The 21,083-nt window shown below is 63.6% G+C and carries 25 protein-coding genes; 5 read left to right on the plus strand and 20 right to left on the minus strand.

Features of this window, described 5'->3' with window-relative positions; genetic code table 11:
• Positions 1–12 precede the first annotated feature (12 nt).
• Positions 13–594 (plus strand): histidine phosphatase family protein, encoded by a 582-nt coding sequence (locus X773_RS55315; protein ID WP_023676986.1) that lies wholly within the window; start codon positions 13–15, stop codon positions 592–594.
• A 14-nt stretch (positions 595–608) separates the two neighbouring features.
• On the opposite strand, the gene X773_RS55320 is transcribed toward X773_RS55315, so the two are convergent.
• From X773_RS55320 to gcvA, 9 genes are all read right to left on the minus strand, one after another.
• Positions 609–2,195, minus strand: coding sequence for an FGGY-family carbohydrate kinase (locus X773_RS55320; protein ID WP_023676987.1), 1,587 nt, complete (start codon positions 2,193–2,195; stop codon positions 609–611).
• The gene (locus X773_RS55325) at positions 2,192–2,875 is read right to left on the minus strand and encodes an HAD family hydrolase (protein ID WP_023676988.1); all 684 of its coding nucleotides are present in this window, start codon (positions 2,873–2,875) and stop codon (positions 2,192–2,194) included. The genes X773_RS55320 and X773_RS55325 overlap by 4 nt, the downstream gene beginning before the upstream one ends.
• Positions 2,876–2,890: 15 nt before the next feature.
• On the minus strand, positions 2,891–4,369 hold the full coding sequence (locus tag X773_RS55330; RefSeq protein WP_023676989.1) for a mannitol dehydrogenase family protein: 1,479 nt from the start codon (positions 4,367–4,369) through the stop codon (positions 2,891–2,893).
• Between the two features lie 71 nt (positions 4,370–4,440).
• Positions 4,441–5,211, minus strand: a complete 771-nt coding sequence (locus tag X773_RS55335) for an L-iditol 2-dehydrogenase (protein ID WP_023676990.1) — start codon at positions 5,209–5,211, stop codon at positions 4,441–4,443.
• Entirely contained in the window at positions 5,208–6,212 is a 1,005-nt protein-coding gene (locus X773_RS55340) for an ABC transporter ATP-binding protein (protein ID WP_023676991.1), read from the minus strand. Before X773_RS55340 ends, X773_RS55335 begins: the two co-directional genes overlap by 4 nt.
• Before the next feature lie 51 nt (positions 6,213–6,263).
• On the minus strand, positions 6,264–7,088 hold the full coding sequence (locus tag X773_RS55345) for a carbohydrate ABC transporter permease (protein WP_023676992.1): 825 nt from the start codon (positions 7,086–7,088) through the stop codon (positions 6,264–6,266).
• Positions 7,089–7,296: 208 nt separating this feature from the next.
• On the minus strand, positions 7,297–8,169 hold the full coding sequence (locus X773_RS55350) for a sugar ABC transporter permease (RefSeq protein WP_023676993.1): 873 nt from the start codon (positions 8,167–8,169) through the stop codon (positions 7,297–7,299).
• A 114-nt stretch (positions 8,170–8,283) separates the two neighbouring features.
• Positions 8,284–9,594 carry a sugar ABC transporter substrate-binding protein gene (locus X773_RS55355; protein ID WP_023676994.1) on the minus strand — a complete coding sequence of 437 codons (1,311 nt, stop codon included), beginning with the start codon at positions 9,592–9,594 and terminating at the stop codon, positions 8,284–8,286.
• Between the two features lie 212 nt (positions 9,595–9,806).
• A complete protein-coding gene (gcvA, locus tag X773_RS55360; protein ID WP_023676995.1) occupies positions 9,807–10,718 on the minus strand; it encodes a transcriptional regulator GcvA in 912 nt (303 codons plus the stop codon).
• Between the two features lie 110 nt (positions 10,719–10,828).
• On the opposite strand from gcvA, the gene X773_RS55365 reads away from it, so the two are divergent.
• Positions 10,829–11,014 carry a hypothetical protein gene (locus tag X773_RS55365; RefSeq protein WP_023676996.1) on the plus strand — a complete coding sequence of 62 codons (186 nt, stop codon included), beginning with the start codon at positions 10,829–10,831 and terminating at the stop codon, positions 11,012–11,014.
• Positions 11,015–11,089: 75 nt separating this feature from the next.
• On the opposite strand, the gene X773_RS55370 is transcribed toward X773_RS55365, so the two are convergent.
• On the minus strand, positions 11,090–12,049 hold the full coding sequence (locus tag X773_RS55370; RefSeq protein WP_023676997.1) for a sugar-binding transcriptional regulator: 960 nt from the start codon (positions 12,047–12,049) through the stop codon (positions 11,090–11,092).
• Positions 12,050–12,409: 360 nt separating this feature from the next.
• Here X773_RS55370 and X773_RS55375 point away from each other — a divergent pair, with 360 nt between their 5' ends.
• Complete coding sequence (locus X773_RS55375) at positions 12,410–13,042, plus strand: HAD family phosphatase (protein WP_023676998.1); 633 nt, start codon at positions 12,410–12,412, stop codon at positions 13,040–13,042.
• 22 nt (positions 13,043–13,064) lie between these two features.
• Here the strand turns inward: X773_RS55375 and X773_RS55380 are convergent, their stop codons facing one another.
• The 7 genes from X773_RS55380 to ureC all read right to left on the minus strand — a co-directional run bounded on the left by X773_RS55380 (position 13,065) and on the right by ureC (position 18,668).
• Complete coding sequence (locus X773_RS55380; RefSeq protein WP_023676999.1) at positions 13,065–13,832, minus strand: class II aldolase and adducin N-terminal domain-containing protein; 768 nt, start codon at positions 13,830–13,832, stop codon at positions 13,065–13,067.
• Between the two features lie 80 nt (positions 13,833–13,912).
• The gene (gene ureG / locus X773_RS55385; RefSeq protein WP_023677000.1) at positions 13,913–14,554 is read right to left on the minus strand and encodes an urease accessory protein UreG; all 642 of its coding nucleotides are present in this window, start codon (positions 14,552–14,554) and stop codon (positions 13,913–13,915) included.
• Positions 14,551–14,991, minus strand: a complete 441-nt coding sequence (locus tag X773_RS55390) for a DUF3995 domain-containing protein (protein ID WP_023677001.1) — start codon at positions 14,989–14,991, stop codon at positions 14,551–14,553. The genes ureG and X773_RS55390 overlap by 4 nt, the downstream gene beginning before the upstream one ends.
• Positions 14,988–15,677 (minus strand): urease accessory protein UreF, encoded by a 690-nt coding sequence (locus tag X773_RS55395; protein WP_023677002.1) that lies wholly within the window; start codon positions 15,675–15,677, stop codon positions 14,988–14,990. Before X773_RS55395 ends, X773_RS55390 begins: the two co-directional genes overlap by 4 nt.
• Positions 15,670–16,254, minus strand: coding sequence for an urease accessory protein UreE (locus X773_RS55400; RefSeq protein WP_023677003.1), 585 nt, complete (start codon positions 16,252–16,254; stop codon positions 15,670–15,672). The genes X773_RS55395 and X773_RS55400 overlap by 8 nt, the downstream gene beginning before the upstream one ends.
• 57 nt (positions 16,255–16,311) lie before the next feature.
• Positions 16,312–16,905, minus strand: coding sequence for a hypothetical protein (locus X773_RS55405; RefSeq protein WP_023677004.1), 594 nt, complete (start codon positions 16,903–16,905; stop codon positions 16,312–16,314).
• Positions 16,906–16,952: 47 nt separating this feature from the next.
• Positions 16,953–18,668 (minus strand): urease subunit alpha, encoded by a 1,716-nt coding sequence (gene ureC / locus X773_RS55410; protein ID WP_023677005.1) that lies wholly within the window; start codon positions 18,666–18,668, stop codon positions 16,953–16,955.
• Between the two features lie 176 nt (positions 18,669–18,844).
• Between ureC and X773_RS55415 the strand changes: the two genes are divergently transcribed.
• Positions 18,845–19,228 (plus strand): hypothetical protein, encoded by a 384-nt coding sequence (locus X773_RS55415; RefSeq protein ID WP_023677006.1) that lies wholly within the window; start codon positions 18,845–18,847, stop codon positions 19,226–19,228.
• 126 nt (positions 19,229–19,354) lie between these two features.
• Positions 19,355–19,849 (plus strand): hypothetical protein, encoded by a 495-nt coding sequence (locus tag X773_RS55420; RefSeq protein WP_023677007.1) that lies wholly within the window; start codon positions 19,355–19,357, stop codon positions 19,847–19,849.
• Positions 19,850–19,875: 26 nt separating this feature from the next.
• Here the strand turns inward: X773_RS55420 and X773_RS55425 are convergent, their stop codons facing one another.
• Genes X773_RS55425 through X773_RS55435 form a run of 3 tightly spaced genes read right to left on the minus strand, consistent with a single transcriptional unit; the run spans position 19,876 to position 21,068 of the window.
• Entirely contained in the window at positions 19,876–20,181 is a 306-nt protein-coding gene (locus X773_RS55425) for an urease subunit beta (RefSeq protein ID WP_023677008.1), read from the minus strand.
• A 7-nt stretch (positions 20,182–20,188) separates the two neighbouring features.
• Positions 20,189–20,782, minus strand: a complete 594-nt coding sequence (locus tag X773_RS55430) for a HupE/UreJ family protein (protein ID WP_023677009.1) — start codon at positions 20,780–20,782, stop codon at positions 20,189–20,191.
• Positions 20,783–20,810: 28 nt separating this feature from the next.
• Complete coding sequence (locus tag X773_RS55435) at positions 20,811–21,068, minus strand: DUF1272 domain-containing protein (protein WP_023677010.1); 258 nt, start codon at positions 21,066–21,068, stop codon at positions 20,811–20,813.
• Positions 21,069–21,083: the final 15 nt, after the last annotated feature.

Consider the following 21,083-nt stretch of genomic DNA (forward strand, 5'->3'; position numbering starts at 1 on the left):
TTGAAAGGCAGCCTGATGAGCGCGTTTCCCGAAATCTATCTGGTTCGGCATGGCGAGACGGAATGGAGTGCGTCCGGAAAACATACCGGCCGAACCGACATACCGCTGACGCCGACCGGCGAGGAAGCGGCAAGGCGAATCGCTGAGCGGCTCGAGGGCCTCTCCGTCTCGGCGGTGTGGTCGAGCCCGTCGCAGCGCGCCTTCAACACCTGTGCGCTGGCCGGCTTCGGCTCGTCAGGCGTGAAGAAGGACGATCTGGCGGAGTGGGATTATGGTGCCTATGAGGGATTGACCACCAAGCAAATCCTCGCCGAGCGCCCCGGCTGGCGTCTCTTTCGCGACGGCTGCCCGAGCGGCGAGTCCGCCACGGATGTCGGCTCGAGGGCGGACCGGATCGTCAGCCAGTTGCGCGAGGTCGACAGCAATGTCCTGGTCTTCTCAAGCTCGCATTTCCTTAGGGTGCTGGCCGCACGCTGGCTCGGCCTGCCGCCGCAAGCCGGCACGTTTTTCGTGCTGGATACCGCCAGCATAAGCGGGCTCGGTTATGAGCACGACCTTGACGAGCCGGTCATCCGGCGCTGGAACCAGAGATAGCAACCGATCCCGATTTATCGGATCGCGTCCAGCGCCTGCCTTTGCCTGTGCATTTCGAGAAACACGCGGTAGTCGCGATCGAACCGGCCGGCGGCAGCCGGATTTGGCTCTCGCGTCCTGCCGCCCTGTTGCATGGCGACGCAGGCAGCGTTCAAATCGGGAAAAAGCCTGGCCGCGGTGGCGGCAATCATGCCGGTGCCGAGCAGCACCGCCTCGTCCGCCAGCGGCTCGACCACCGTGCAGCCGGTGGCATCGGCATAGAGCTCCATCAACAGCGGGTTCTTGGTGTGGCCGCCGGTGACGTGCAGTGTGTCGATCAGATAGCCGTTCTCGTTCAGCGCTTCCAGCACGTGACGGACGCCAAGCGCGATGCTGACGGCGGTGCGCCAGTAGAGCTTGCACAGACTGTCGAAGGAGGCATCCAGCGTCAGCCCGCTGATGACGCCGACGGCATGCGGGTCGGCGAGCGGCGAGCGGTTGCCGTGAAAATCGGGCAGTACGTGCAGCCTTGCGGCGAGGTTGTCGCCCTCGGCGGCGCGCAGCTCGGCGACGCGGTGGGCAATCCTGGCATGCATGGCGGCATCCGGCTCGCCGCCGGCGCCATGCCAGCGGATGATGTGGTCGAGCAGCGCGCCGGTGGCCGACTGGCCACCTTCCGACAGCCACAGGCCGGGAAGGGCTGCGCCATAATATGGGCCCCAGACACCGGCGAAAGGCTGCGGATCGGGCGACATCGCCATGACGCAACTCGACGTACCGGCAATCAGGGCCAGATGGCGGCCGATGTTCGTCGCGTCACCGGCGAAACCGCCGAGCACGCCAAGCGCGCCGGCATAGGCATCGATGACGCCGGCGCCGACCCGGCATTTTTCGGTGAGGCCAAGCTCCGTCGCGGCTTGCGCGCCGAGCGGGCCGATATCGGCACCGACCGGGCTTGCCTTTTCCGGCAGGTTGCCGTGCTCAAAGATATCGCCGAGCCCGACGGCTTCGAAGAAGTCGCGCCGCCAGCCGGTCGCTTCATGGGCTAGATAGGTCCATTTGGCGGTCAGCGTGCATTGTGAACGGGAGAGCGAGCCGCTTGCCTTCCAGGTGAGGAAGTCGGTGAGGTCGAATAGATAGCCGGCTTCGTTCCATGTTCCGGGCAGGTTGCGCTTCAGCCACATCAGCTTCGGCGTCTCCATTTCCGGCGACATGACGCCGCCGATATAGTCGAGCACAGCGTGGCCGCTTTCAGTGCATTCGTCGGCCTCGGCAATTGCGCGATGGTCGAGCCAGACAATGGTGTCCCAGCGCCTTTCACCAGTGACGGACACGCTGAGCTGGCCGCCATGCCGGTCTCGCACCACCAGCGAGCAGGTGGCATCAAAGGAGATGCCGACGATATCCTCGGCCCGCACGCCCGCCTTTTCGCGGGCAGCGCGGACGGCCATGCACACCGCCGACCATATATCCTGCGAATCGTGCTCGGCATGGTCGGCCTTCGGCTGCTGCATTGCGATCGGGTGCTCGGCGCGGCCGAGCAAGGCGCCACTGGTGTCGAGAATGCCGGCACGAGCGCTTCCGGTGCCGACATCGACCGCGCAAACGAAACTGTTGGTCAAGGTGTTCTTGCTCTCGCTCCCAAGCCTGCAATCAGATCGGGCAATTGCAGCATGTCAGCGAATATAAAGTCCGGCTCACTCGACGCAAGCCGCGCTTTCAATGCCGGGTTGCCGGTGTGCGAGCCGCCGGTGAAGGCAAGGACGCGCATGCCGGCCGCCCGCGCCGCTTCGATGCCGGCCGGGCTGTCCTCGACGACGAGGCAGTTTCGCGGGGCCGCTCTCATTTTATCTGCTGCGTGGAGAAAGAGATCGGGCGCCGGTTTGCCCCGCGCCACCATGGCGGCGCTGAACAAATGCGGCTCCAGCAGCCCAAGCAACCCGGTGACGGCGAGCGCATAGTGGATGCGTTCCAGGGTGCCGGAGGAGGCGACGCAGCACGGTACGCCGAGCCTCGGCAGGACCTGTGCGATACCTGGCATCGGTTTCAGCTCCTCGCGGAATCTGCGCATCAGTTCGGAGCGCATCTCGGTCAGATGCTGGTCGGTGAGATCGAGCCCGAAGTCGCTTGCGAGGATTTCGCGGACGCTCTTCATGCTCTTGCCGAGGAAGTGCTCGTAGGCAATGTCCTCGCTGACGTTGCCGCCGGCAAGCGCGATCATCTCCAGCAATGCCGAGACGGACAGCATCTCACTGTCCACCAGCACGCCGTCACAGTCGAAAATGACCAGTTCAGGCGTCATCGCGCTGGATCGGCTTCAGAGGTCGCCGGCGAGATAGCGCGTCAGTGTCGCGCGCGCGCCGTCCGCCCACAGCAGTCTCAGCGCTTGGCCGAAGGCTTCAGCGAACGGCGGCGAGCGGCCGACATCGCCATAGATGTCCTCCATGGCAAGCCAGGCGGCAGGCATGTCCCTGGCCGCCTTGGCCGTCGCCTGCAACCGGCCCCAGTTCGGGTCGTTGGGCTCGGTGACGGCACCGGAATCCGTCGTGCCGAAGCAGTAGCGACACCAGAGCGCCGATTCCAGCGCAAGGCCGGTGACACTTTTGCCAGCCTTCAGCCGGTCGGCGATGGTCGGGATGATGAATTTCGGCTGGCGGTTGGAGCCGTCGAGGCAAAGCCGGCGTATGGTGTCGCCGATCTTCGGATTGGAGAAGCGGTGCTCGATGAGCTGGTAGTAATCTTCGAGGTCGGTGTCCGGAACCGGCGGCACGGTCGGGATGATTTCGTCATACTCGAGCTTGTCGAGGAAGCCGCGTACCAGCGGCTCCTGCATCGCCTCATGGACGAAATGGATGTCCATCAGCCCGGCCGGATAGGCGATGGTCGCATGGCCGCCATTGAGGATGCGGATCTTCATCAGCTCATAGGGCGCGACTTCGCTGACGAACTGCACGCCGACCTTTTCCAGCGGCGGGCGGCCGTCGGTGAAACGGTCCTCCAGCACCCATTGCTTGAACGGTTCGCAAAACACCGGCCAATTGTCGTCGAGGCCGAACTCGCTGGAGAGAATGCCGCGCTCGCGGTCGGTGGTGGCCGGCGTGATGCGGTCGACCATGCCATTGGGAAAGGCAACGTTCTCGCTCACCCAGTTTGCCAAACCTTCGTCGATCAGCCGCGCAAGGCCGATGACGCCATCTGAGGTGACGTGGCCGTTATGGGGGATGTTGTCGCAGGACATGATTGTGAAGGGCACGATACCGTCGGCGCGGCGGCGCAGCAGCCCGGCGAGGACGAGGCCGAAGACGGTCTTCGGCGTCGCCCCCGGCTCAGCGTCGGCAACGATGTCGGGATGTGTCGGATTGAAGACGCCGGATGCCGGATCGATGAAATAGCCGCCCTCGGTAATGGTCAGGGAGACGATCTTGATCGCCGGATCGGCAAGCCGCTCGACGATTGCGGCCGCATCGCCCGGCACCAGGAAGTCGATCATGACGCCGGTGACGCGCGCGCTCATATGGCCGCTGTCCTGCTCGACCACGGTGGTCAGCCAGTCCTGCTCCTGCAACTTGCCGCGGCCGACCTTCTCGCCCTCGAAGACGCCGGCGCCAACAATGGCCCAGTCGTGGCCGACACCCGAATTGAACAGGTCGTCGAGATAGACGGCCTGGTGCGAGCGATGGAAATTGCCGACGCCGAAATGCACGATGCCGGCCTTGAGCGCGGCGCGATCATATTTCGGGCCGGCGACCTTGGGCGGCAGCTTGGCGAGGATGGAAGAAGAGAGTTTCACGGTCATCTGCTTTTACCCTTTAGCGGGACGGCTCTTCCCCCCGTGGAGGAGACGGGGGGAAGAGCGCCTTCGCCCCCTCAACTCATCCACTGGCCGCCATCGACATTATAGGTCTGGGCGACGATGTACTCGGCCTCATCGCTGGCCAGGAACACCGCCATGCCGGTGAGGTCTTGCGCCGTGCCCATGCGGCCATAAGGCACGGCTTCGCCGACCAGCCTCTTCTTCTCGCCCCTCGGCCGGTTCTCGAACTTGGCGAACAAGGCATCGACATGGTCCCAATGCTCGCCGTCGACGACACCCGGGGCGATGGCATTGACGTTGATGCGGTGTTTGATCAGGTCGAGCCCTGCCGACTGGGTGAGCGAGATGACCGCCGCCTTGGTGGCGCAGTAGACGGTGACCAGCGCCTCGCCGCGGCGCCCGGCCTGGCTTGCCATGTTGATGATCTTGCCGCCCTTGCCCCGGGCAATCATCGAACGGGCGGCGGCCTGCAACGTAAACAGCGTGCCGGCGACGTTGACCGAAAACAATTTGTCGTAGCTTGTCTTGGTGATCTCGACGATCGGCGCCAGGTCGAACAAAGCAGCGTTGTTGATCAAGATATCCAGGCCGCCGGCCCTGGCTTCGACCGCCTTGACGGCCTCATCGATAGACGCGAGATCGGTGACGTCGAGCTTTACCGCGTAGGCGTTGCGGCCGATTTCCGAAGCCGTCTTCTCGGCGGCTTCGAGATTGATGTCGCCAATCGCGACCGTCGCCCCTTCGCGCATGTAGGCTTCGGCAAACGCCCTGCCGATGCCGCGCGCCGATCCGGTAATCAGCGCCGATTTGCCCCGGAGCCTCATTGCAGCATCGCCTTCCCGTCGGCGCCGAAACGATGCAGCTTGGCCTTTTCCGGCGTCAGGTAGATCGTGTCGCCGTGATGGGCGGCCAACTCGCCGTCGGCACGCACCGTCAGCTGCCCGACACCATCCGCCTGGACGTGCAAAAACGTGTCGGAGCCGAGATGCTCGGCAACCCCGACCGTCGCCTTCCAGTCGCCTGACGTCTTCGAAATGTTCATATGCTCCGGGCGGATGCCGACTGTCTTGGCGCCATATTTGGCGGCCGGCGCGCCTTCGATCAGGTTCATCTTCGGCGAACCTATGAAGCCGGCGACGAACAGGTTCTTCGGTGTCTTATAGAGCTCCATCGGCGAGCCGACCTGCTCGATATTGCCGGCATTGAGCACGACGATCTTGTCGGCCATGGTCATCGCCTCGATCTGGTCGTGGGTGACGTAGACCATGGTGGTCTTGAGCTGGTGATGCAGCTCGCTGATCTCCAGCCGCATGGTGCCGCGCAGCGCCGCGTCGAGATTGGACAAAGGCTCGTCGAACAGGAAGGCCGACGGCTGGCGCACGATGGCGCGGCCGATGGCGACGCGTTGCCGCTGGCCGCCGGAGAGCTGGCCGGGGCGGCGGTCGAGGTAGTTGGTGAGGTTCAGGATCCGCGCGGCGTCCTTCACCTTCTTGTCGATGGTCGCCTGGTCTTCGCCCGCCATCTTCAGCGGGAAGGCGATGTTCTTGGCCACCGTCATGTGCGGGTAGAGCGCATAGGACTGGAACACCATAGCCAGCTTGCGCTTGGCCGGCGCCTCGCCGGTGACGTCGCGACCATCGATGATGATGGTGCCGCCGCTGGTATCCTCGAGACCGGCGATCAGACGCAACAGGGTGGATTTGCCGCAGCCCGACGGGCCGACGAAGACGACGAACTCTCCGTCCTCGATGACCAGATCGAGGCCGGGGATGATGGACGTCGCCCCGAAGGATTTGGAGACGTTCTTGAGCGTGATGTTTCCCATGGTTTCCTCCCCCGAAGGGCTATCTTTTCGTTTTGCGTCAGGCGATGCCCGCTACTTTACCGCGCCGAATGTCAGGCCTCGGACCAGCTGCTTCTGGCTGAACCAGCCCATGATCAGTATCGGCGCGATCGCCAGCGTCGAGGCGGCCGAAAGCTTGGCCCAGAACAGCCCCTGCGGGCTGGAGAAGGAGCTGATGAAAGCGGTGAGCGGCGCGGCCTCGGTGGTGGTCAGCCGGATCGTCCAGAACGCCTCGTTCCAGGCGAGAATGATGTTGAGCAGCATGGTCGAGGCGATGCCGGGGACCGCCATCGGCGTCAGCACGTAGATGATCTCGTTCCAGAGCGATGCGCCGTCCATGCGCGCCGCTTCCAGGATCTCGCCCGGGATCTCGCGAAAATAGGTGTAAAGCATCCAGACCACGATCGGCAGGTTGATCAGCATCAGCATGACCATCAGGCCGATGCGGCTGTCGAGCAGACCGGTATCGCGGAAGATCAGATAGATCGGAAACAGCACGGCGACGGCCGGCATCATCTTGGTGGAAAGCATCCACATCAGGATGTCCTTGGTGCGTTTGCCCGGCGAAAACGCCATCGACCATGCCGCCGGTATGGCGACGAGCAGAGCCAGGATGGTCGAGCCGACCGACAGGAACACCGAGTTCAGGAAGAATTTGAAATAGCCGTTCTGCGCCTGGACCTCGGAATAGCTCTCCGTGGTTCCCGACGGGAACAGGTTGAAGCCCTGGATAGCCTCCTGCTCCGATTTGAACGAGGTGATGATCGTATAGAGGATCGGGAAGAAGATCAGCAGCGCGACGATCCAGGCGGCCGCGGTAGCAATCGTCTTGTGCTGGGTGGTGACTGCACGTGCCATGGTCAGGTCCTCCCTATCGGCGATGTTGGCGGCAGGGTCGACCCCCACTCCGGTTTGCTGCGCAAACCACCTCTCCCCCGATCGACGGGGTAGAGGAAGGGCGCGGCTTCGATGCAGGCGTTTTCCTCTCTCCCGGGCAGGGGGAGAGGTGTCCCGCGCAGCGGGACGGAGTGGGGGTGGTTCAGCGCACGTGCCATCTTATCCTCCCTTATTTATCCAGGTTCTTGCCGACAGCGCGCATGGCGAAGAAGGCAACGATGTTGGCGAGAATGACGGCAATGATACCGCCGGCGGACGCCTGGCCGATTTTGAACTCCAGCAATGCCTTCTGATAGACGAGGAAGGGCAGGTTGGTGGAGGCGTAACCCGGGCCGCCATTGGTGGTGACGAGGATCTCGGCATAGACCGACAGCAGGAAGATCGTCTGGATCAGGATGACGACGGTTATGGCGCGCGACATATGAGGCAGCGTCAAATAGATGAAGCGGCTGATGAAGCCGGCGCCGTCCATTTCGGCGGCTTCCTTCTGCTCGACGTCGAGCGACTGAAGCGCGGTCAACAGGATCAGCGTAGCAAACGGCAGCCATTGCCAGGCAACGATGATGATGATCGCCAGGAGCGGGTGCTGCCCGAACCAATCGATCGGCTGCCCGCCGAAGAAGCGCGCAATATCGGCGAAAACCCCGTACTGCGGATGCATGATCATGTTCTTCCAGACCAGTGCTGCCACCGGTGGCATGACGAAGAACGGCGAGATGACAAGGATGCGGACGATGCCCTGTCCCCACATCGGCTGATCGAGCAGAAGGGCGAGCAGAATACCGCCGATCACCGTGATCAAAAGCACGCTGACGACGATGGTGAGCGTGTTGAGGATCGACTGCAGGAATGCCGGGTTGGAATAGAACAGCGCGTAGTTCGAAAACCCGACGAAGCCGTCGCGCATCGGATTGAGCGGGTTGTATTGCTGGAAGGAAAACCACAGCGTGAATGCCAGCGGCACAATCATCCAGACCAGCAGCAGCACCACGGATGGCGCCATCATGAAACGGGCAAGCGAACGGGTCTGCTGAGTAGCCATGACGGTCACCCTTCGAGGTCGGCCAAGTTTTTCAGCGGTGTGAAAGCTGGCCGCCCGAACTGGGATTCGGGCGGCCGTTGCCGGTCGCCATTGGCAACCGGCACCCGGAGGAGCTTACTTGATGTAACCGCCCTCGGTCATCGTCGCGGTGGCGGCGTCCTGCGCCTGCTTCAAGGCATCGTCGACGCTCGACTGGCCGGCAAGTGCCGCCGAGAAGAGCTGGCCGACGGTGGTGCCGAGACCCTGGAACTCAGGAATGGCGACGAACTGGACGCCGACATAAGGCACCGGCTTGACGGTCGGGTGCGTCGGATCGGCGGAGTTGATCGAGTCCAGCGTCATCTTGGCGAAAGGTGCTGCCTTCTGGTATTCGGGATTGGCATAGAGCGACGAGCGCGTTCCCGGCGGAACGTTGGCCCAGCCTTCCTTCGAGGCGACGAGCTCGGCATAGTGCTTGCTGGTTGCCCAGGATACGAACTTTTGAGCGGCGTCGGCCTTCTGCGTGCCGGCGGGGATGGCTAGCGACCATGCCCACAGCCAATTGCCGCGCTTGCCGAGGCCATTGTCCGGCGCCAGCGCATAGCCGACCTTGTCGGCGACGGTGGAGTTCTTCGGGTCGGAAACGAAGGAGGCAGCGACGGTAGCGTCGATCCACATGCCGCATTTGCCCTGCTGGAACAGCGCCAGGTTTTCGTTGAAGCCGTTGGACGACGCGCCCTCGGGGCCGTCGGCCTTCATCAGGTCGACATAGAACTGCAGCGTGTTCTTCCATTCGGGCTGGTCGAATTGCGGCTTCCAGTTCTCGTCGAACCAGCGCGCGCCGAACGAGTTCGACATGGCGGTCAGGAAGGCCATGTTCTCGCCCCAGCCGGCCTTGCCGCGCAGGCAGACGCCGTTCACGCCGTTGGCGCGGTCGGTCATCTTGTCGGCGGCCTGCTTGATGAAGTCCCAGGTCGGTGCATCGGGCATCTTGAGCCCGGCCTTTTCCATCAGGTCCTTGCGGTACATGACGAAGGAGCTTTCGCCGTAGAACGGGGCTGCGTAGAGCTTGCCGTCGACCGACAGGCCGCCGGCTATGGCCGGGATGATGTCCTTGACGTCGTAATCGTCGCCGAGTTTGTCGAGCGGCAAAAGCCAGTTCTGCTTGGCCCAGATCGGCACTTCATAGGTGCCGATAGTCATCACGTCGTACTGGCCACCCTTGGTGGCGATGTCGGTGGTGACGCGCTCGCGCAGGACGTTTTCCTCGAGCGTGACCCACTGCAGCTGAATGTCGGGATTTTTGGCGGTGAAGTCGTCGGTCAGCTTCTGCATGCGGACCATGTCGCCATTGTTGACCGTGGCGATGGTGATGGATTCGGCATGCGCGGCGAAAGCGAGGGCGCTGGCCGAGAACAGGCCTAGGGTGAACGTGCGAAGTTTCATCAAAATTCCTCCCATAAACCAAGATGAGCATTTGCCTTGGCTGTGAGCAATTACTCACTTGCGATGAATTATGTCAAGACGGATTCGTTGCTGCAGCGCAGCACGCCGGGTCTCGTGCAGCGGCAAGCCTGGGACGTTTGCGGCATGTCTGACGAAGGATTCGGCCGGGCTGATTGGGCCCGGCGCTTTGCTCGGGCTTGCTGGGATTCAGCCTACTGGCAAGCGATCTCGCTCAGGATCCAATCGCGGAAGGCGCGGATCTTCGGCACGTTGCGTCGTGCCGTCGGATAGACCAGCCAATAGGCGTGGCCGTCGTCACCGACCAGATCAAAGGGCTGGATCAGGCGGCCGTCGGCAAGTTCGGTCTTGAACAGCGCCTTGGTAACGATCGCCACGCCGTGGCCGGCAATCGCGGCATTGGCCTCGTAGGCCTGCGCGCCCATGCTGGTGCCGGGACGCTTGGACAGCTCCTCGACCGGCAGGCCGGCGGCGGCAAACCAGTCCCGCCACCAGATGTCACCCGGGTCGAGGATCGGCAGCCGCAGCAGGTCGGCCGGCTCCTTGACGCCGCCGATGCTTGCCGCGAGCTTTGGACTAAGGACCGGCGTGAAATCGGCCCTGAAAAGCATATGGGTCTCGACGCCCGGCCAGTTGCCGCCGCCGGAGCGGATGGCGATGTCGATATCCTCTCTGGCAAAGTCGACAACCCTGTTCGAAGTATCGACGCGCACCGCCAGCGACGGATGCGCGACCTGGAACGAACCGAGATGCTGCGCCAGCCAATTGGAGGCAAATGTCAGCAGCGTCGAAACGCAAAGCACGCCGTCGGCGCCGGTGCGCGCGGCGGCATAGGCGCCGCTCAACAGCGCGAACGCCTCGCTGACCGCGGGCGCCAGGCGCTGGCCGGGTTCGGTCAGCACGATCTGTTTTGGCTGGCGCAAGAACAGGGGCGCGCCGATGCGCTCCTCCAGAAGCTTGATCTGATAGCTTGCCGCCGCCTGCGTCATGCCAAGCTCCTGGGCGGCCTTGGTGAACGAGAGATGCCGCGCCACCGCCTCGAACACCCGGATCGCCTGAAGCGGAGGAAGCTGCGAAACCAGCTGTCGTGAATTGAGCTCCGGCATAAGCCCTCCTTATGGGCAGTGATCGACGTTTGATTGGCGGCACCGGCCGGTCCTACCGATATTTCGTATTGAAGATCAATTACGCCTAGAGATAGCGAAGGCTGACGATCATGACCACAATACAGGAAAAGCTGCTTCTTGCTCCAGCCCATGGCTGGTTTTCACAATTGGCGCGGGGATTGGCAAGGCACGCGGCGCGGAAACGGGCCTATCTCGACGTCCGGGAGCTGCCGCCGCATCTGCAGCGCGACATGGGCTTTCTCGACGGCAACGATCCTTGCGGCCGGCACCAGTAGTGACGCTCGTTTTATCGGGGATTCAGATGCGTTTCGACTTCACATGATCGTTTCCGACCGCCAGCGGCTCGGAGATCATGCGCCCGCCAGCAAGGCGGCGGCGGTCCGCTCATCGGTGATGAGGCCGTTGACCAGCCGCCGGTTGACGGCGGCGAAGATGCCCGGCAGCTTGCGGTCGCCCATGGCAAGCGCGATCACCAGCGACTTTTCGCGCGACGGCAGCGGCGCCGACGACACCCGATCATTGGTGATGCCCTCGATCATGCGCCCGTCACGATCGAATACCCAGCCGACGATCTCGGCAACGCCGCCGGCCTTCTGCAGCGCCTTTAATTCACCCTCCGAAATGAAGCCGTCCTCGTAAAGCGGCGCCTTCGGGCCGAGATCGCCGATGCCGACAAAGGTGACGTCGGCCTCGGCCGCAAGCGCCAGCGTCGGCTGGATCATCGGCTGGCTGAGCAGCATCTCGCGCTCCTCGGGCGAGGAAGCGATGACCGGCAAAGGCATCGGAAACGAACGCGCCTTGACCCTGTCGGCCATGGTGAAGATGACGTTGTAGAAGGCCGCCGAGCCGTCCGGCGAGATGTTGCCGGTCAGCGACACCACTTTGTGCTGCGGGCATTCCATCGGCGGCAGTTGCTCGATCGCGGCCTTCAGCGTGCGGCCGGTGCCGATCGCCATGACGATCGGCACCGGCGACCGCAGCCGCCGTTCGATCTCGGCCGCCGCCGCTTCGGCGACGCCGATGACGGTGGAGGAAGAAGAAGGGTCGCTCGGCACCACCTCGACCAGATCGAGCGCAAAGCGCGATTTCAGCCGTGCCGCAAGGTCGAGGCAATTGGCGATCGGATGGTCGACGCGCACCTTGATCAGCCCTTCGGAGACTGCGAGCGACACCAGCCGCTGCGCCGTCTGCCGCGAGATGCCAAGCGTGGCGGCGATCTGGTCCTGGGTGTTGCCTGCGACATAATAGAGCCAGCCGGCACGCGCCGCGTCGTCCAGCCTGTTGCCGCCGCTGTCCTGCCGCGAATTCAAGTTCCTGCCTCCCAACCCCGCCGAGCATAAGAGGCGGAGCGCAGTAGTTTCGCAGGGAATGAACTTGCGCGCAATTGCCTATTGTAAGAGCAATTGCTTAGTGATGAAACGTGGTGTTTGGAGCGAAGTGACAGGTCGACCCAGTCTCGTTGCAACAGCAAGGCTGTCGAGGTCGCACCAATCCCGGTTCTAAAGCGCGTTGCGTTCGATCGGCCCCATGCGACGCGTTTTAGATTCCTTTTTATGCATGTCGTCATCGCAAAACCGCTGCACACTTTGCGCGACATGCATTAGCGGGGACGCGGCGGTTTATCTCGCGCGCTAAACGCTTTAAGGAATTTTTTGAGAATGGAGCCTTGCATGACGCCGAAAGCGGTTTTCTGGGATATGGACGGCACGCTGGTCGACAGCGAGCCGCTGCACGAGGCGGCGCTGATTGCGGCGCTGCACAGCGTCGGCATCGCGCCGCCGGCCGACCTGCATGAGCGCGTGCTCGGCATCGCCGCATGGCCGGTCTACGAAATGCTGCGCGACGAGTTCGGCCTCGACCTGCCTTTCGACGACTGGATCGTGCGCAAATACGATCACTATCTGCCGATGGCCGAAACGCTGACGCCACGCACCGGCGCGATCGAGATTTTCAATGAGCTGCTCGCGCTTGGCGTGCCGCAAGCGGTGGTGTCCAACTCCGACAGGCTGATCGTCGATGCCAATCTGCGCGCCGTAGGCCTCGTATATCCCGGCATGAAGACGGTCAGCCGCAACGACGTGCGTGAAGGCAAGCCGCATGCCGAACCTTTCCTGCGCGCCGCCTGGTTGGCCGACGTCGATCCCGCCGAGGCCGTGGCGGTCGACGACAGCGTGACCGGCGCCACGGCGGGGCTGGCAGCTGGAATGAAGACGATTTTCTGGCCAGAGGTGCCCATGGAGGGGCCGCCGGGGGCGATTGTCATCAACAGCGCCGGCGAATTGCGGGCCGAACTCGGGCTTTAAGCCAGGCCCGGCGGGACCGCGCTCAACTCCGGTAGGCAGGCTCCTGCTCGTCGAGGATCGCCTTCAGTTCGGAAAGGTGGCGCTCGGCCTGGCCGGGATAGTCTTCCTGTTCCCTTGCCGCTTTCTCCGCGATCTCATCCGACAGTACCCGCAGCGGCCGGCCGGTCCACAGCGCCTTGATATAGGTTTCGGCGGCGCGCTCGAAATAGAACATGCGGTTGAAGGTGTCGGCGACGCTGTCGCCGATGACCAGCACGCCATGGTTGCCCATCACCATCACCTTGACCTTCGGGTCGACAAGAAGCTGCGAGCAGCGCTCGCCCTCTTCCTCGAAGGCCAGCCCGCCATAATGAGCGTCGACGACATGGCGGTTGAAGAAGATCGCCGAGTTCTGGTCGATCGGCGGCAACGTCGAGTCAGCGAGCGAGGCAAGCACGGTGGCGTGGATCGAGTGGACATGCATGACGCAGCGTGCATGACGCACGTTGCGATGGATGGCACCATGCAGGCCCCACGCCGTCGGGTCGGGCGCATTCGGGCCGACCAGCGTGTCGGGATCATTGGCGTCGATCAGAAGCAGATCGCTCGCCTTGATACGCGAGAAATGCACCTGGTTAGGGTTCATCAGGAATTGCGAGCCATCGTCGTTGACCGCCAGCGAAAAATGATTGGCCACCGCCTCATGCATGTTAAGCCGCGCCGTCCAGCGGAAGGCGCAAGCCAGATCGACGCGCTCCTCATAGAACGGCAGGTTGGTCAGCACTTCCTTCTGCAGGCGCGTGATGCTCATCGTAACCTCCGTGAAAGAAGCAAGGATGCCGCGCGGCTGGAACACGCGCAACCGGTTTCGTTTGGTACAGGCGAGCGCCGTTATGCCGCCGTGCTGGTGGCCGCGCCGACCCGAAGCCCGCCATGCTCGACGATGAAATCGATCACCTCCTGCAGGCCCTTGCCGCGCGACAGGTCGGTGAAGCCAAACGGCCGTTTGCCGCGCATGCGGGCAGCGTCGCGTTCCATGATGTCGAGATTGACGTTCACATAGGGCGCAAGGTCGCTCTTGTTGATGACCAGGAAATCGGACCGGGTGATCGCCGGTCCGCCCTTGCGCGGAATCTCCTCGCCCTGGCAAACCGAGATGACATAGAGCGTCAGGTCGGCAAGGTCCGGCGAGAAGGTGGCGGCGAGGTTGTCGCCGCCCGATTCGATGAAGACGATGTCGAGATCCGGGAATTTTTTGGTCATCTCGGCGATCGCCTGCAGATTGATCGAGGCGTCCTCGCGAATGGCGGTGTGCGGGCAGCCGCCGGTCTCGACGCCGATGATGCGATCCTCGGGCAGCGCCTGAAGCCGGGCCAGCATCATGGCATCTTCCTTGGTGTAGATGTCGTTGGTGACGACGGCGATCGAGAACTCGTCACGCAGCGCCTTGCAGAGCTTTTCGGTGAGCGTCGTCTTGCCGGAGCCGACCGGGCCGCCGATGCCGATGCGAAGAGGACCGTTGGCTTGTGTCATCTAGGGAACTCCGTGATGGCAAGAATGGCGAAGCCGAGCCCGATCAACAGACAGAGCGGCGAATAGTAGCTGACATCAAGCCGCGCGAAAGGCTGTTCGGGCGCCAGCCGGCGCCACCACGGCGTGAAGCCGGCAATGCCGCGCGCCAGGAAGACCAGCGCGATGAGCAGCGCCGTGGCGGCCAGCCCGGCCTTGGGAAAGGGCGTGGCGAACACGCCTTCGAGCGCCATCGGCCACAGCGTCGCCAGGCCGAGGCAGGCGGCAACGGCGAAGCTGGCGAAGGGTGCCGGCATCTCGTCGACGCCGCGAAAGCCGATGACCGCGCGAGCGCAGGAGGCGGCGTCCCTGCCCGGCCAGATGCCGCCAATGCCCCAATAGACATGCAGTGCTGTGATCAACAGCAGGACCAGCGAGAGCGCGAAAGCGAGGACGATCATGAGCGGAACAGCCGCGAATACTGGGCTTCGTGCTTCATCGCCGTGACGTCGGAGATGAAAGCGCAGCCGCCGAGATCATCGAGGGTCGAGCCGGCAGCGCGGTCGGCCGTGGCCAGGGCAAGCGGTTCGAAGGCGGCCAGTAGCGTCATCGCGGCACTCTGGCCAACGATGCCGAGCCGGATCGCGGCCTGGACGAGATTGGAGAAGAAGGCCTGCAGAAAGGCCGCCAGGGCGTCCCGCAGCGCAATGCCGTGATCGCCGGCAACGGCGCCGACGGCAACGCAATAGGCACATTCGGCCGGCAGGCGATCCAGCACCTGGCACGGCCAGGCGAAGGCCGCCTTCAGGAAAGCAGCGCCCTGCAGCATGGTCTCGGCATGGCGCTCGCGCGAGCCTGCCAGAGCTTCGGCAAGGGCGACGATTTCATCGAGATCGCCGGTTTCGCGCCCCCTGCGCCAGCTTTCGGCAAACAGCACCGCATCATTCCAGCCCGAACCCATCTCGACCAGCGTTTCCAGCCACGCGGCGAGCTCTTTGCTGTCGGCAACCAGCCCGGCATGCACGGCTTGCTCGAGACCATGGCTGTAGGAAAAGCCGCCGACCGGGAAGGAAGGCGACAGCCACGCCATCAGCCGCAACAAAGCAATATTGGAAGGCTGGGCAACGTTGGAAGGCTGGTCAGTCATGGTCATGGTCATGCGAATGGCTGTGGGAATGCGATTCGCTATGGGTATGGGAATGCGCTTCGGCGTGGCTGTGCGCATGCGCCTCGGCATGAGCGTGGCCGTGGCCGCCATGCCCGGAATAGGCGCCGCGCACCGGCTTGAACGGCTCGGAGACGTCGCTAACGGTGGCGCCCAATCCCTCCAGCATCGCCTTGATGACATGGTCGCGCAGAATGAGGATGCGCCCAGCTTCGATGGCGGCTGCGAGATGGCGGTTGCCGATGTGCCAGGCAAGCTCTGCCAGATGGACAGGGTCGCTGGCCCGGACGTCGTAGAGCGCCTCCTCGGCCGCGATGATCTCGATGTGGCGGCCATCCTCCAGCACCAGCCGGTCACTATGGTTCAAGGTCACCGGTTCGGGCAGGTCGACCAGCACCTTGTCGCTACGGGCCGTTTCGATGGCGCGACGGCGCAGATGCCGCTCGTCATGGGCAAGCACCGCACTGTCGTATGGCGTGGTGGTTCCGGCTTCGCCCGCGGCCAGGACGGAGACGGCGCGCGGGAATTTGGTGAAGTCGGTGCGAATATCGAGCTTCATGTAAAAACTGCCTCTCCCAAAAAGCCTAGCCTATCGCGTCCGCCGCCCCAATGGGGCTCAGACGATCGTGTCGAAGAGCCGCAGGATGAACGATATCTGATAGACGAGCGCGCCGGCGACAAAGGCGATGTGAAAGCGGCGGTCGCGCAGCAGGATCGCAATGACGCAAAGCGCGACGAAAACCGGCGTGCGGATCAGATATTCGACGCCAAAATGGGCGAAATGCTCCGGCCCTTTCAGCAGCGTATCGATCACGTCGAGCAGATAGGTCGCCGCCAGCAGGCCGAAGAACCAGGCCCGGCGCGAATAAAAGAAATCCTCATAGCTGGTGTAGTCCAGCATCGAATCCGGAAACAGCAGTGCGCAGAGCAGGAACAGCGTGACGGCGTAGAAGATGATGAACAGGTATTTGCCGAAGGTCCAATTCTCGATCTGGAACAGGCCGAACTCCCACCACCAGAAATGCACCAGCATTAAAAGCACCGACGCAACCCAGGCGAGGTGCACGGGATAGAGCCGGTATTGGCCGGGATGCTGGACGATGCGGGCGACCCCCGACAGCAGGCGGGTGACGCCGAGGCCGATCACCATGCCCAGGACGATGCGGATATGCGGGAAAATGTCGTGGGCGTAGGGGAGTTGCGGGTCCATAAGCCTGGCGCGGCATGTTCTACATCGGTCGTTCTAACGCCTATGGTTCAGAACAGGAAGTAGCGTTGCGCCATCGGCAGCACGGTAGCCGGCTCGCAGGTCAGGAGTTCGCCGTCGGCGCGGACCTCATAGGTTTCGGGGTCGACCTCGACATGCGGCGTGGCGTCATTGAGCACCATCGAATGCTTGCCGATGCCGCCGCGGGTGTTTTCGACCGCGACCATCTGCTTGTCGACGCCGAGCCTGCCGCGCAGGCCTGCGTCGAGCGCGGCCTTCGAAACGAAGGTCACCGACGAATTGGTCATCGCCTTGCCGTAGGCCCCGAACATCGGCCGGTAATGCATCGGCTGCGGCGTCGGGATCGAGGCGTTGGGATCGCCCATCGGGGCGGCGGCGATCATGCCGCCGATCAGCACCATGTCCGGCTTGACGCCGAAAAAGGCCGGATTCCACAGGACGAGGTCGGCGCGTTTTCCCACCGCCACCGAGCCGATGTCCTTCGACAGGCCATGCGCGATGGCCGGATTGATGGTGTATTTGGCGATGTAGCGGCGGACGCGGAAATTGTCGTTGTCGCCGGTCTCCTGCGGCAGCGAACCGCGCTGGCGCTTCATCTTGTCGGCGGTCTGCCAGCAGCGGATCGCCACTTCGCCGACACGGCCCATGGCCTGGCTGTCCGACGAGATGATCGAGAAGGCGCCGATGTCGTGCAGAATGTCTTCTGCGGCGATGGTTTCCTTGCGGATGCGGCTTTCGGCAAAGGCGATATCTTCGGGGATCGACGGCGACAGATGGTGACAGACCATCAGCATGTCGAGGTGTTCGGCCAGCGTGTTGATCGTGTAGGGGCGGGTCGGGTTGGTCGAGGACGGAATGACGTTAGGCAGGCCGCAGACCTTGATGATATCAGGCGCGTGGCCGCCGCCGGCGCCTTCGGTGTGGAAGGCATGGATGGTGCGGCCCTTGATCGCCGCGACCGTGTTTTCGACGAAGCCGGACTCGTTCAGCGTGTCGGTGTGGATCATCACCTGCACGTCGTAATCGTCGGCGACCGACAGGCAGCAGTCGATTGCAGCCGGCGTCGTGCCCCAGTCCTCGTGCAGCTTCAGCGAGCAGGCGCCGGCGAGCACCATCTCCTCGAGCGCGGCAGGCAGGGACGCGTTGCCCTTGCCCGACAGGCCGATATTCATAGGGAAGGCGTCGAAAGACTGGATCATGCGCGCCAGATGCCACGGCCCAGGCGTGCAGGTGGTGGCCAGCGTGCCGTGCGCCGGGCCGGTGCCGCCGCCGAGCATGGTGGTGATGCCCGACATCAGCGCTTCCTCGATCTGCTGCGGGCAGATGAAATGGATATGCGCGTCGAAGCCGCCGGCGGTCAGGATCTTCCCCTCGCCGGCGATGATCTCGGTGCCGGGACCGATGATGATGGTGACGCCGCCTTGGGTATCCGGATTGCCGGCCTTGCCGATCGCGGCGATACGGCCGTCCCTGAGGCCGATATCTGCCTTGACGATACCGGCGGTGGCATCGACGACCAACGCATTGGTGATGACGGTGTCGACCGCGCCTTGCGCGCGCGACACCTGGCTCTGGCCCATGCCGTCGCGGATGACCTTGCCGCCGCCGAACTTCACCTCCTCGCCGTGAAGAGTGAGATCCCTTTCGACCTCGATGAACAGCTCGGTGTCGGCGAGCCGGACCTTGTCGCCGACGGTCGGGCCGTACATCTGCGCGTAGGCGGCGCGGGTGATTTTAGCCATCAGCAATTGCTCCCGAAATACAGCCCGGAAATACCGCTTGTCGAAGCCGGGCCCCACATTGCCGCCATCCTATGGTCACGCAATGACCCGCTGAGCGACACTTTCCGATCCCATTTAGCGTTTGAGGTGGCCGGGCCACCCCAAAACGACCATTTGCCAATCGATGGAAAGGAACATCCATGCGCAAAACGACCCTTCTGGCAGCCGCCGCCACGCTGGTGCTCGCAACCGCCGCCAGCGCCCAGCAACAGCCTGCGCAGCAGCCCAGTCCGGCGCCGGCTGCGCCTGCTCCTGCCGCGCCCGGGGCGCAGCCGCAGGCGCCCACCATCCAGGCGATCAACGTCGTCGATATCAAGGATCTGCCCGCGGACACTCAAGCCAAGGTCAACGAGGTGATCGCCAAGCGCAGCGATGCCGACCTGCAGAAACTGCGCGGCTCGATCGACGCGACACCGCAGGTCAAATCCGCGCTCGAAGCCAAGGGGCTCACCTCGGCGCAGGTGATCGCCGCCAGCATGAGCACCAATGGCGCGCTGACGCTGATCACCAAGAAAGCGAGCTGACGAGGCGAGGCGGCGGGCCGGCGCCCGGCCAGCCCGCCGCATCGCAAAGGGAACCTTCACGGGGGACGTTACGTTTCGGTCCTGTCGCCCTGACACGAGCCTCGAAAAGGACCCTGAGAACGAGCGATGGCGATCACCACCTTCTCCGACACCAGATGGCTGCATGGGATTGCCGCGACCGCGTTTCTGGCAGCCAGCATTCCGCACGCCGCGCTGAACGCGCAGAGCCTCGACAGCGCCGAGACCGTCAACCGGATCGTCGGCTCGGAGGTCGGCCAGGAAGAGACCCAGACAAATGCGGAAGCCGGCAAGGTCAGTTCGGCGATCGACCGCACGCGTGAAAACATCGCCGCCGTGCGCAAGACATCCAAGCTCGACAAGGTCGATATCGTGTTTCTTACCGATGCCGCGCGCACCGAAGGCGGCCCGCCGCCGGCGATCGAAAACAAGGTCAGGCAGCATCGGGACGACATCGCCGAGCTGCGCAAGGAGATCGAGGCGAACGCATTGCTGTTCAACGCCATCGATTCGCGGCGAGTGCAAACCGAGGACGTTCTGGCGGTGGAATTCGACGATCCGGGAAAGGTCGTCATCTATGCGGCGGCCAAGCCGCCCGGCTGAGCCGAAACTGCTCGACGCCTTCGATCTCACAGCGCGCCCATGATCTTCTGCTGAAATCCGTAGACCTCGCGCTTGCCGCCGAACGGCACCAGGGTAACGTCGCGCTCTTGGCCGGGCTCGAAGCGCATGGCGGTGCCGGCAGCGATGTCGAGGCGCATGCCGCGGGCCTTGTCGCGATCGAATCTCAGTCCCTCATTGGTCTCGAAGAAATGATAATGGCTGCCTACCTGGATCGGCCGGTCGCCGCTGTTGGCTACCTTCAAGGTGACCGTCGCCAGACCCTTGTTCAGTTCGATCTCGCCGCTTGCCGTGATGATTTCGCCGGGGATCATCGCGGCCTCACACGACGCCGAAAGCGAGGCCGGCGCCAATCGCGGCACAAGCGGCGCCAGCGGCGCGGGCAAGCCCGCGGAAGCGCCAGCCGAGGCCGAGACCGGCCGCGATGCCGACGGCGTGGAGCAATGCCGTGGCAACGGCAAAGCCCGCCATATAGCCGAGTCCGCCGACATTCTCAGGCACCTCGGCGCCATGGGCATAGCCGTGGAACAGCGCGAACAGGCCGATGACGGCGACGCCGGCCGAGACAGGAAGATCGACGGCGAGCGCAACCAGCAGCCCGAGTGCCACGACGGACGCCAGTATCGCCGGCTCGACGAAAGGCATCGGCACATGCAGCATGCCGAGCACGCCGCCGGCCAGCATGACGCTTACGAAGGCCAGCGGCCATGCCCAGGTCGCTTTGTCGCCCTTGAGCGCGGCCCATAGCCCGACGGCAATCATCGCCGTCATGTGATCGAGGCCGGAGAGCGGGTGGGAGAAGCCGGCGGTGAAGGACCAAACCGTGCCGGCGCCGACATGGGCATAGGCTGGCATTGCTGCCGCCAGCAGCAGGACCGCCGACAGCGTTGAGCGTTTCATCGTAGCGGGGATCATCGGCGTAGCTTCCATCTTCGACTACCTCTCACGCCGCCTTGCGGGCCGGAGCGCAGCTCTCTGCCTTGAGGACGCGCTTGGTGGAGGCCGGATATTTCTTCAGCAGCGCTGCCGGACGGATCGGGCGGGCCGAGAAGTTGCCGCCGCAATTCGGACAGGCGCCGCCGAGCACGTTTTGTGCGCAGTCGGCGCAAAAGGTGCATTCGAAGGTGCAGATCACCGCATCCGTCGCATCGGGCGGCAGATCCTTGTCGCAGCACTCGCAGTTGGGACGCAGCTCAAGCATTTTCCTCTCCTTGGC

It is taken from the genome of Mesorhizobium sp. LSJC280B00 (assembly GCF_000502835.1).
In the GTDB taxonomy this organism is placed as follows: Bacteria; Pseudomonadota; Alphaproteobacteria; order Rhizobiales; family Rhizobiaceae; genus Mesorhizobium.

Coding starts and splice junctions, on each gene's coding strand:
- X773_RS55400 (WP_023677003.1), bottom strand. CDS start 16,254: ATGAAGCTCGATATTCGCACCGACTTCACCAAATTCCCGCGCGCCGTC.
- ureG (WP_023677000.1), bottom strand. CDS start 14,554: ATGACACAAGCCAACGGTCCTCTTCGCATCGGCATCGGCGGCCCGGTC.
- X773_RS55355 (WP_023676994.1), bottom strand. CDS start 9,594: ATGAAACTTCGCACGTTCACCCTAGGCCTGTTCTCGGCCAGCGCCCTC.
- X773_RS55365 (WP_023676996.1), top strand. CDS start 10,829: ATGACCACAATACAGGAAAAGCTGCTTCTTGCTCCAGCCCATGGCTGG.
- X773_RS55340 (WP_023676991.1), bottom strand. CDS start 6,212: ATGGGAAACATCACGCTCAAGAACGTCTCCAAATCCTTCGGGGCGACG.
- X773_RS55430 (WP_023677009.1), bottom strand. CDS start 20,782: ATGATCCCCGCTACGATGAAACGCTCAACGCTGTCGGCGGTCCTGCTG.
- X773_RS55380 (WP_023676999.1), bottom strand. CDS start 13,832: ATGAGCATCACGCGCCTGCAGAAGGAAGTGCTGACCAACCTGCCGTTC.
- X773_RS55415 (WP_023677006.1), top strand. CDS start 18,845: ATGCGCAAAACGACCCTTCTGGCAGCCGCCGCCACGCTGGTGCTCGCA.
- X773_RS55405 (WP_023677004.1), bottom strand. CDS start 16,905: ATGGACCCGCAACTCCCCTACGCCCACGACATTTTCCCGCATATCCGC.
- X773_RS55325 (WP_023676988.1), bottom strand. CDS start 2,875: ATGACGCCTGAACTGGTCATTTTCGACTGTGACGGCGTGCTGGTGGAC.
- X773_RS55425 (WP_023677008.1), bottom strand. CDS start 20,181: ATGATCCCCGGCGAAATCATCACGGCAAGCGGCGAGATCGAACTGAAC.
- X773_RS55330 (WP_023676989.1), bottom strand. CDS start 4,369: ATGACCGTGAAACTCTCTTCTTCCATCCTCGCCAAGCTGCCGCCCAAG.
- X773_RS55350 (WP_023676993.1), bottom strand. CDS start 8,169: ATGGCTACTCAGCAGACCCGTTCGCTTGCCCGTTTCATGATGGCGCCA.
- X773_RS55435 (WP_023677010.1), bottom strand. CDS start 21,068: ATGCTTGAGCTGCGTCCCAACTGCGAGTGCTGCGACAAGGATCTGCCG.
- X773_RS55345 (WP_023676992.1), bottom strand. CDS start 7,088: ATGGCACGTGCAGTCACCACCCAGCACAAGACGATTGCTACCGCGGCC.
- X773_RS55395 (WP_023677002.1), bottom strand. CDS start 15,677: ATGACTGACCAGCCTTCCAACGTTGCCCAGCCTTCCAATATTGCTTTG.
- X773_RS55390 (WP_023677001.1), bottom strand. CDS start 14,991: ATGATCGTCCTCGCTTTCGCGCTCTCGCTGGTCCTGCTGTTGATCACA.
- X773_RS55375 (WP_023676998.1), top strand. CDS start 12,410: ATGACGCCGAAAGCGGTTTTCTGGGATATGGACGGCACGCTGGTCGAC.
- X773_RS55420 (WP_023677007.1), top strand. CDS start 19,355: ATGGCGATCACCACCTTCTCCGACACCAGATGGCTGCATGGGATTGCC.
- gcvA (WP_023676995.1), bottom strand. CDS start 10,718: ATGCCGGAGCTCAATTCACGACAGCTGGTTTCGCAGCTTCCTCCGCTT.
- X773_RS55335 (WP_023676990.1), bottom strand. CDS start 5,211: ATGAGGCTCCGGGGCAAATCGGCGCTGATTACCGGATCGGCGCGCGGC.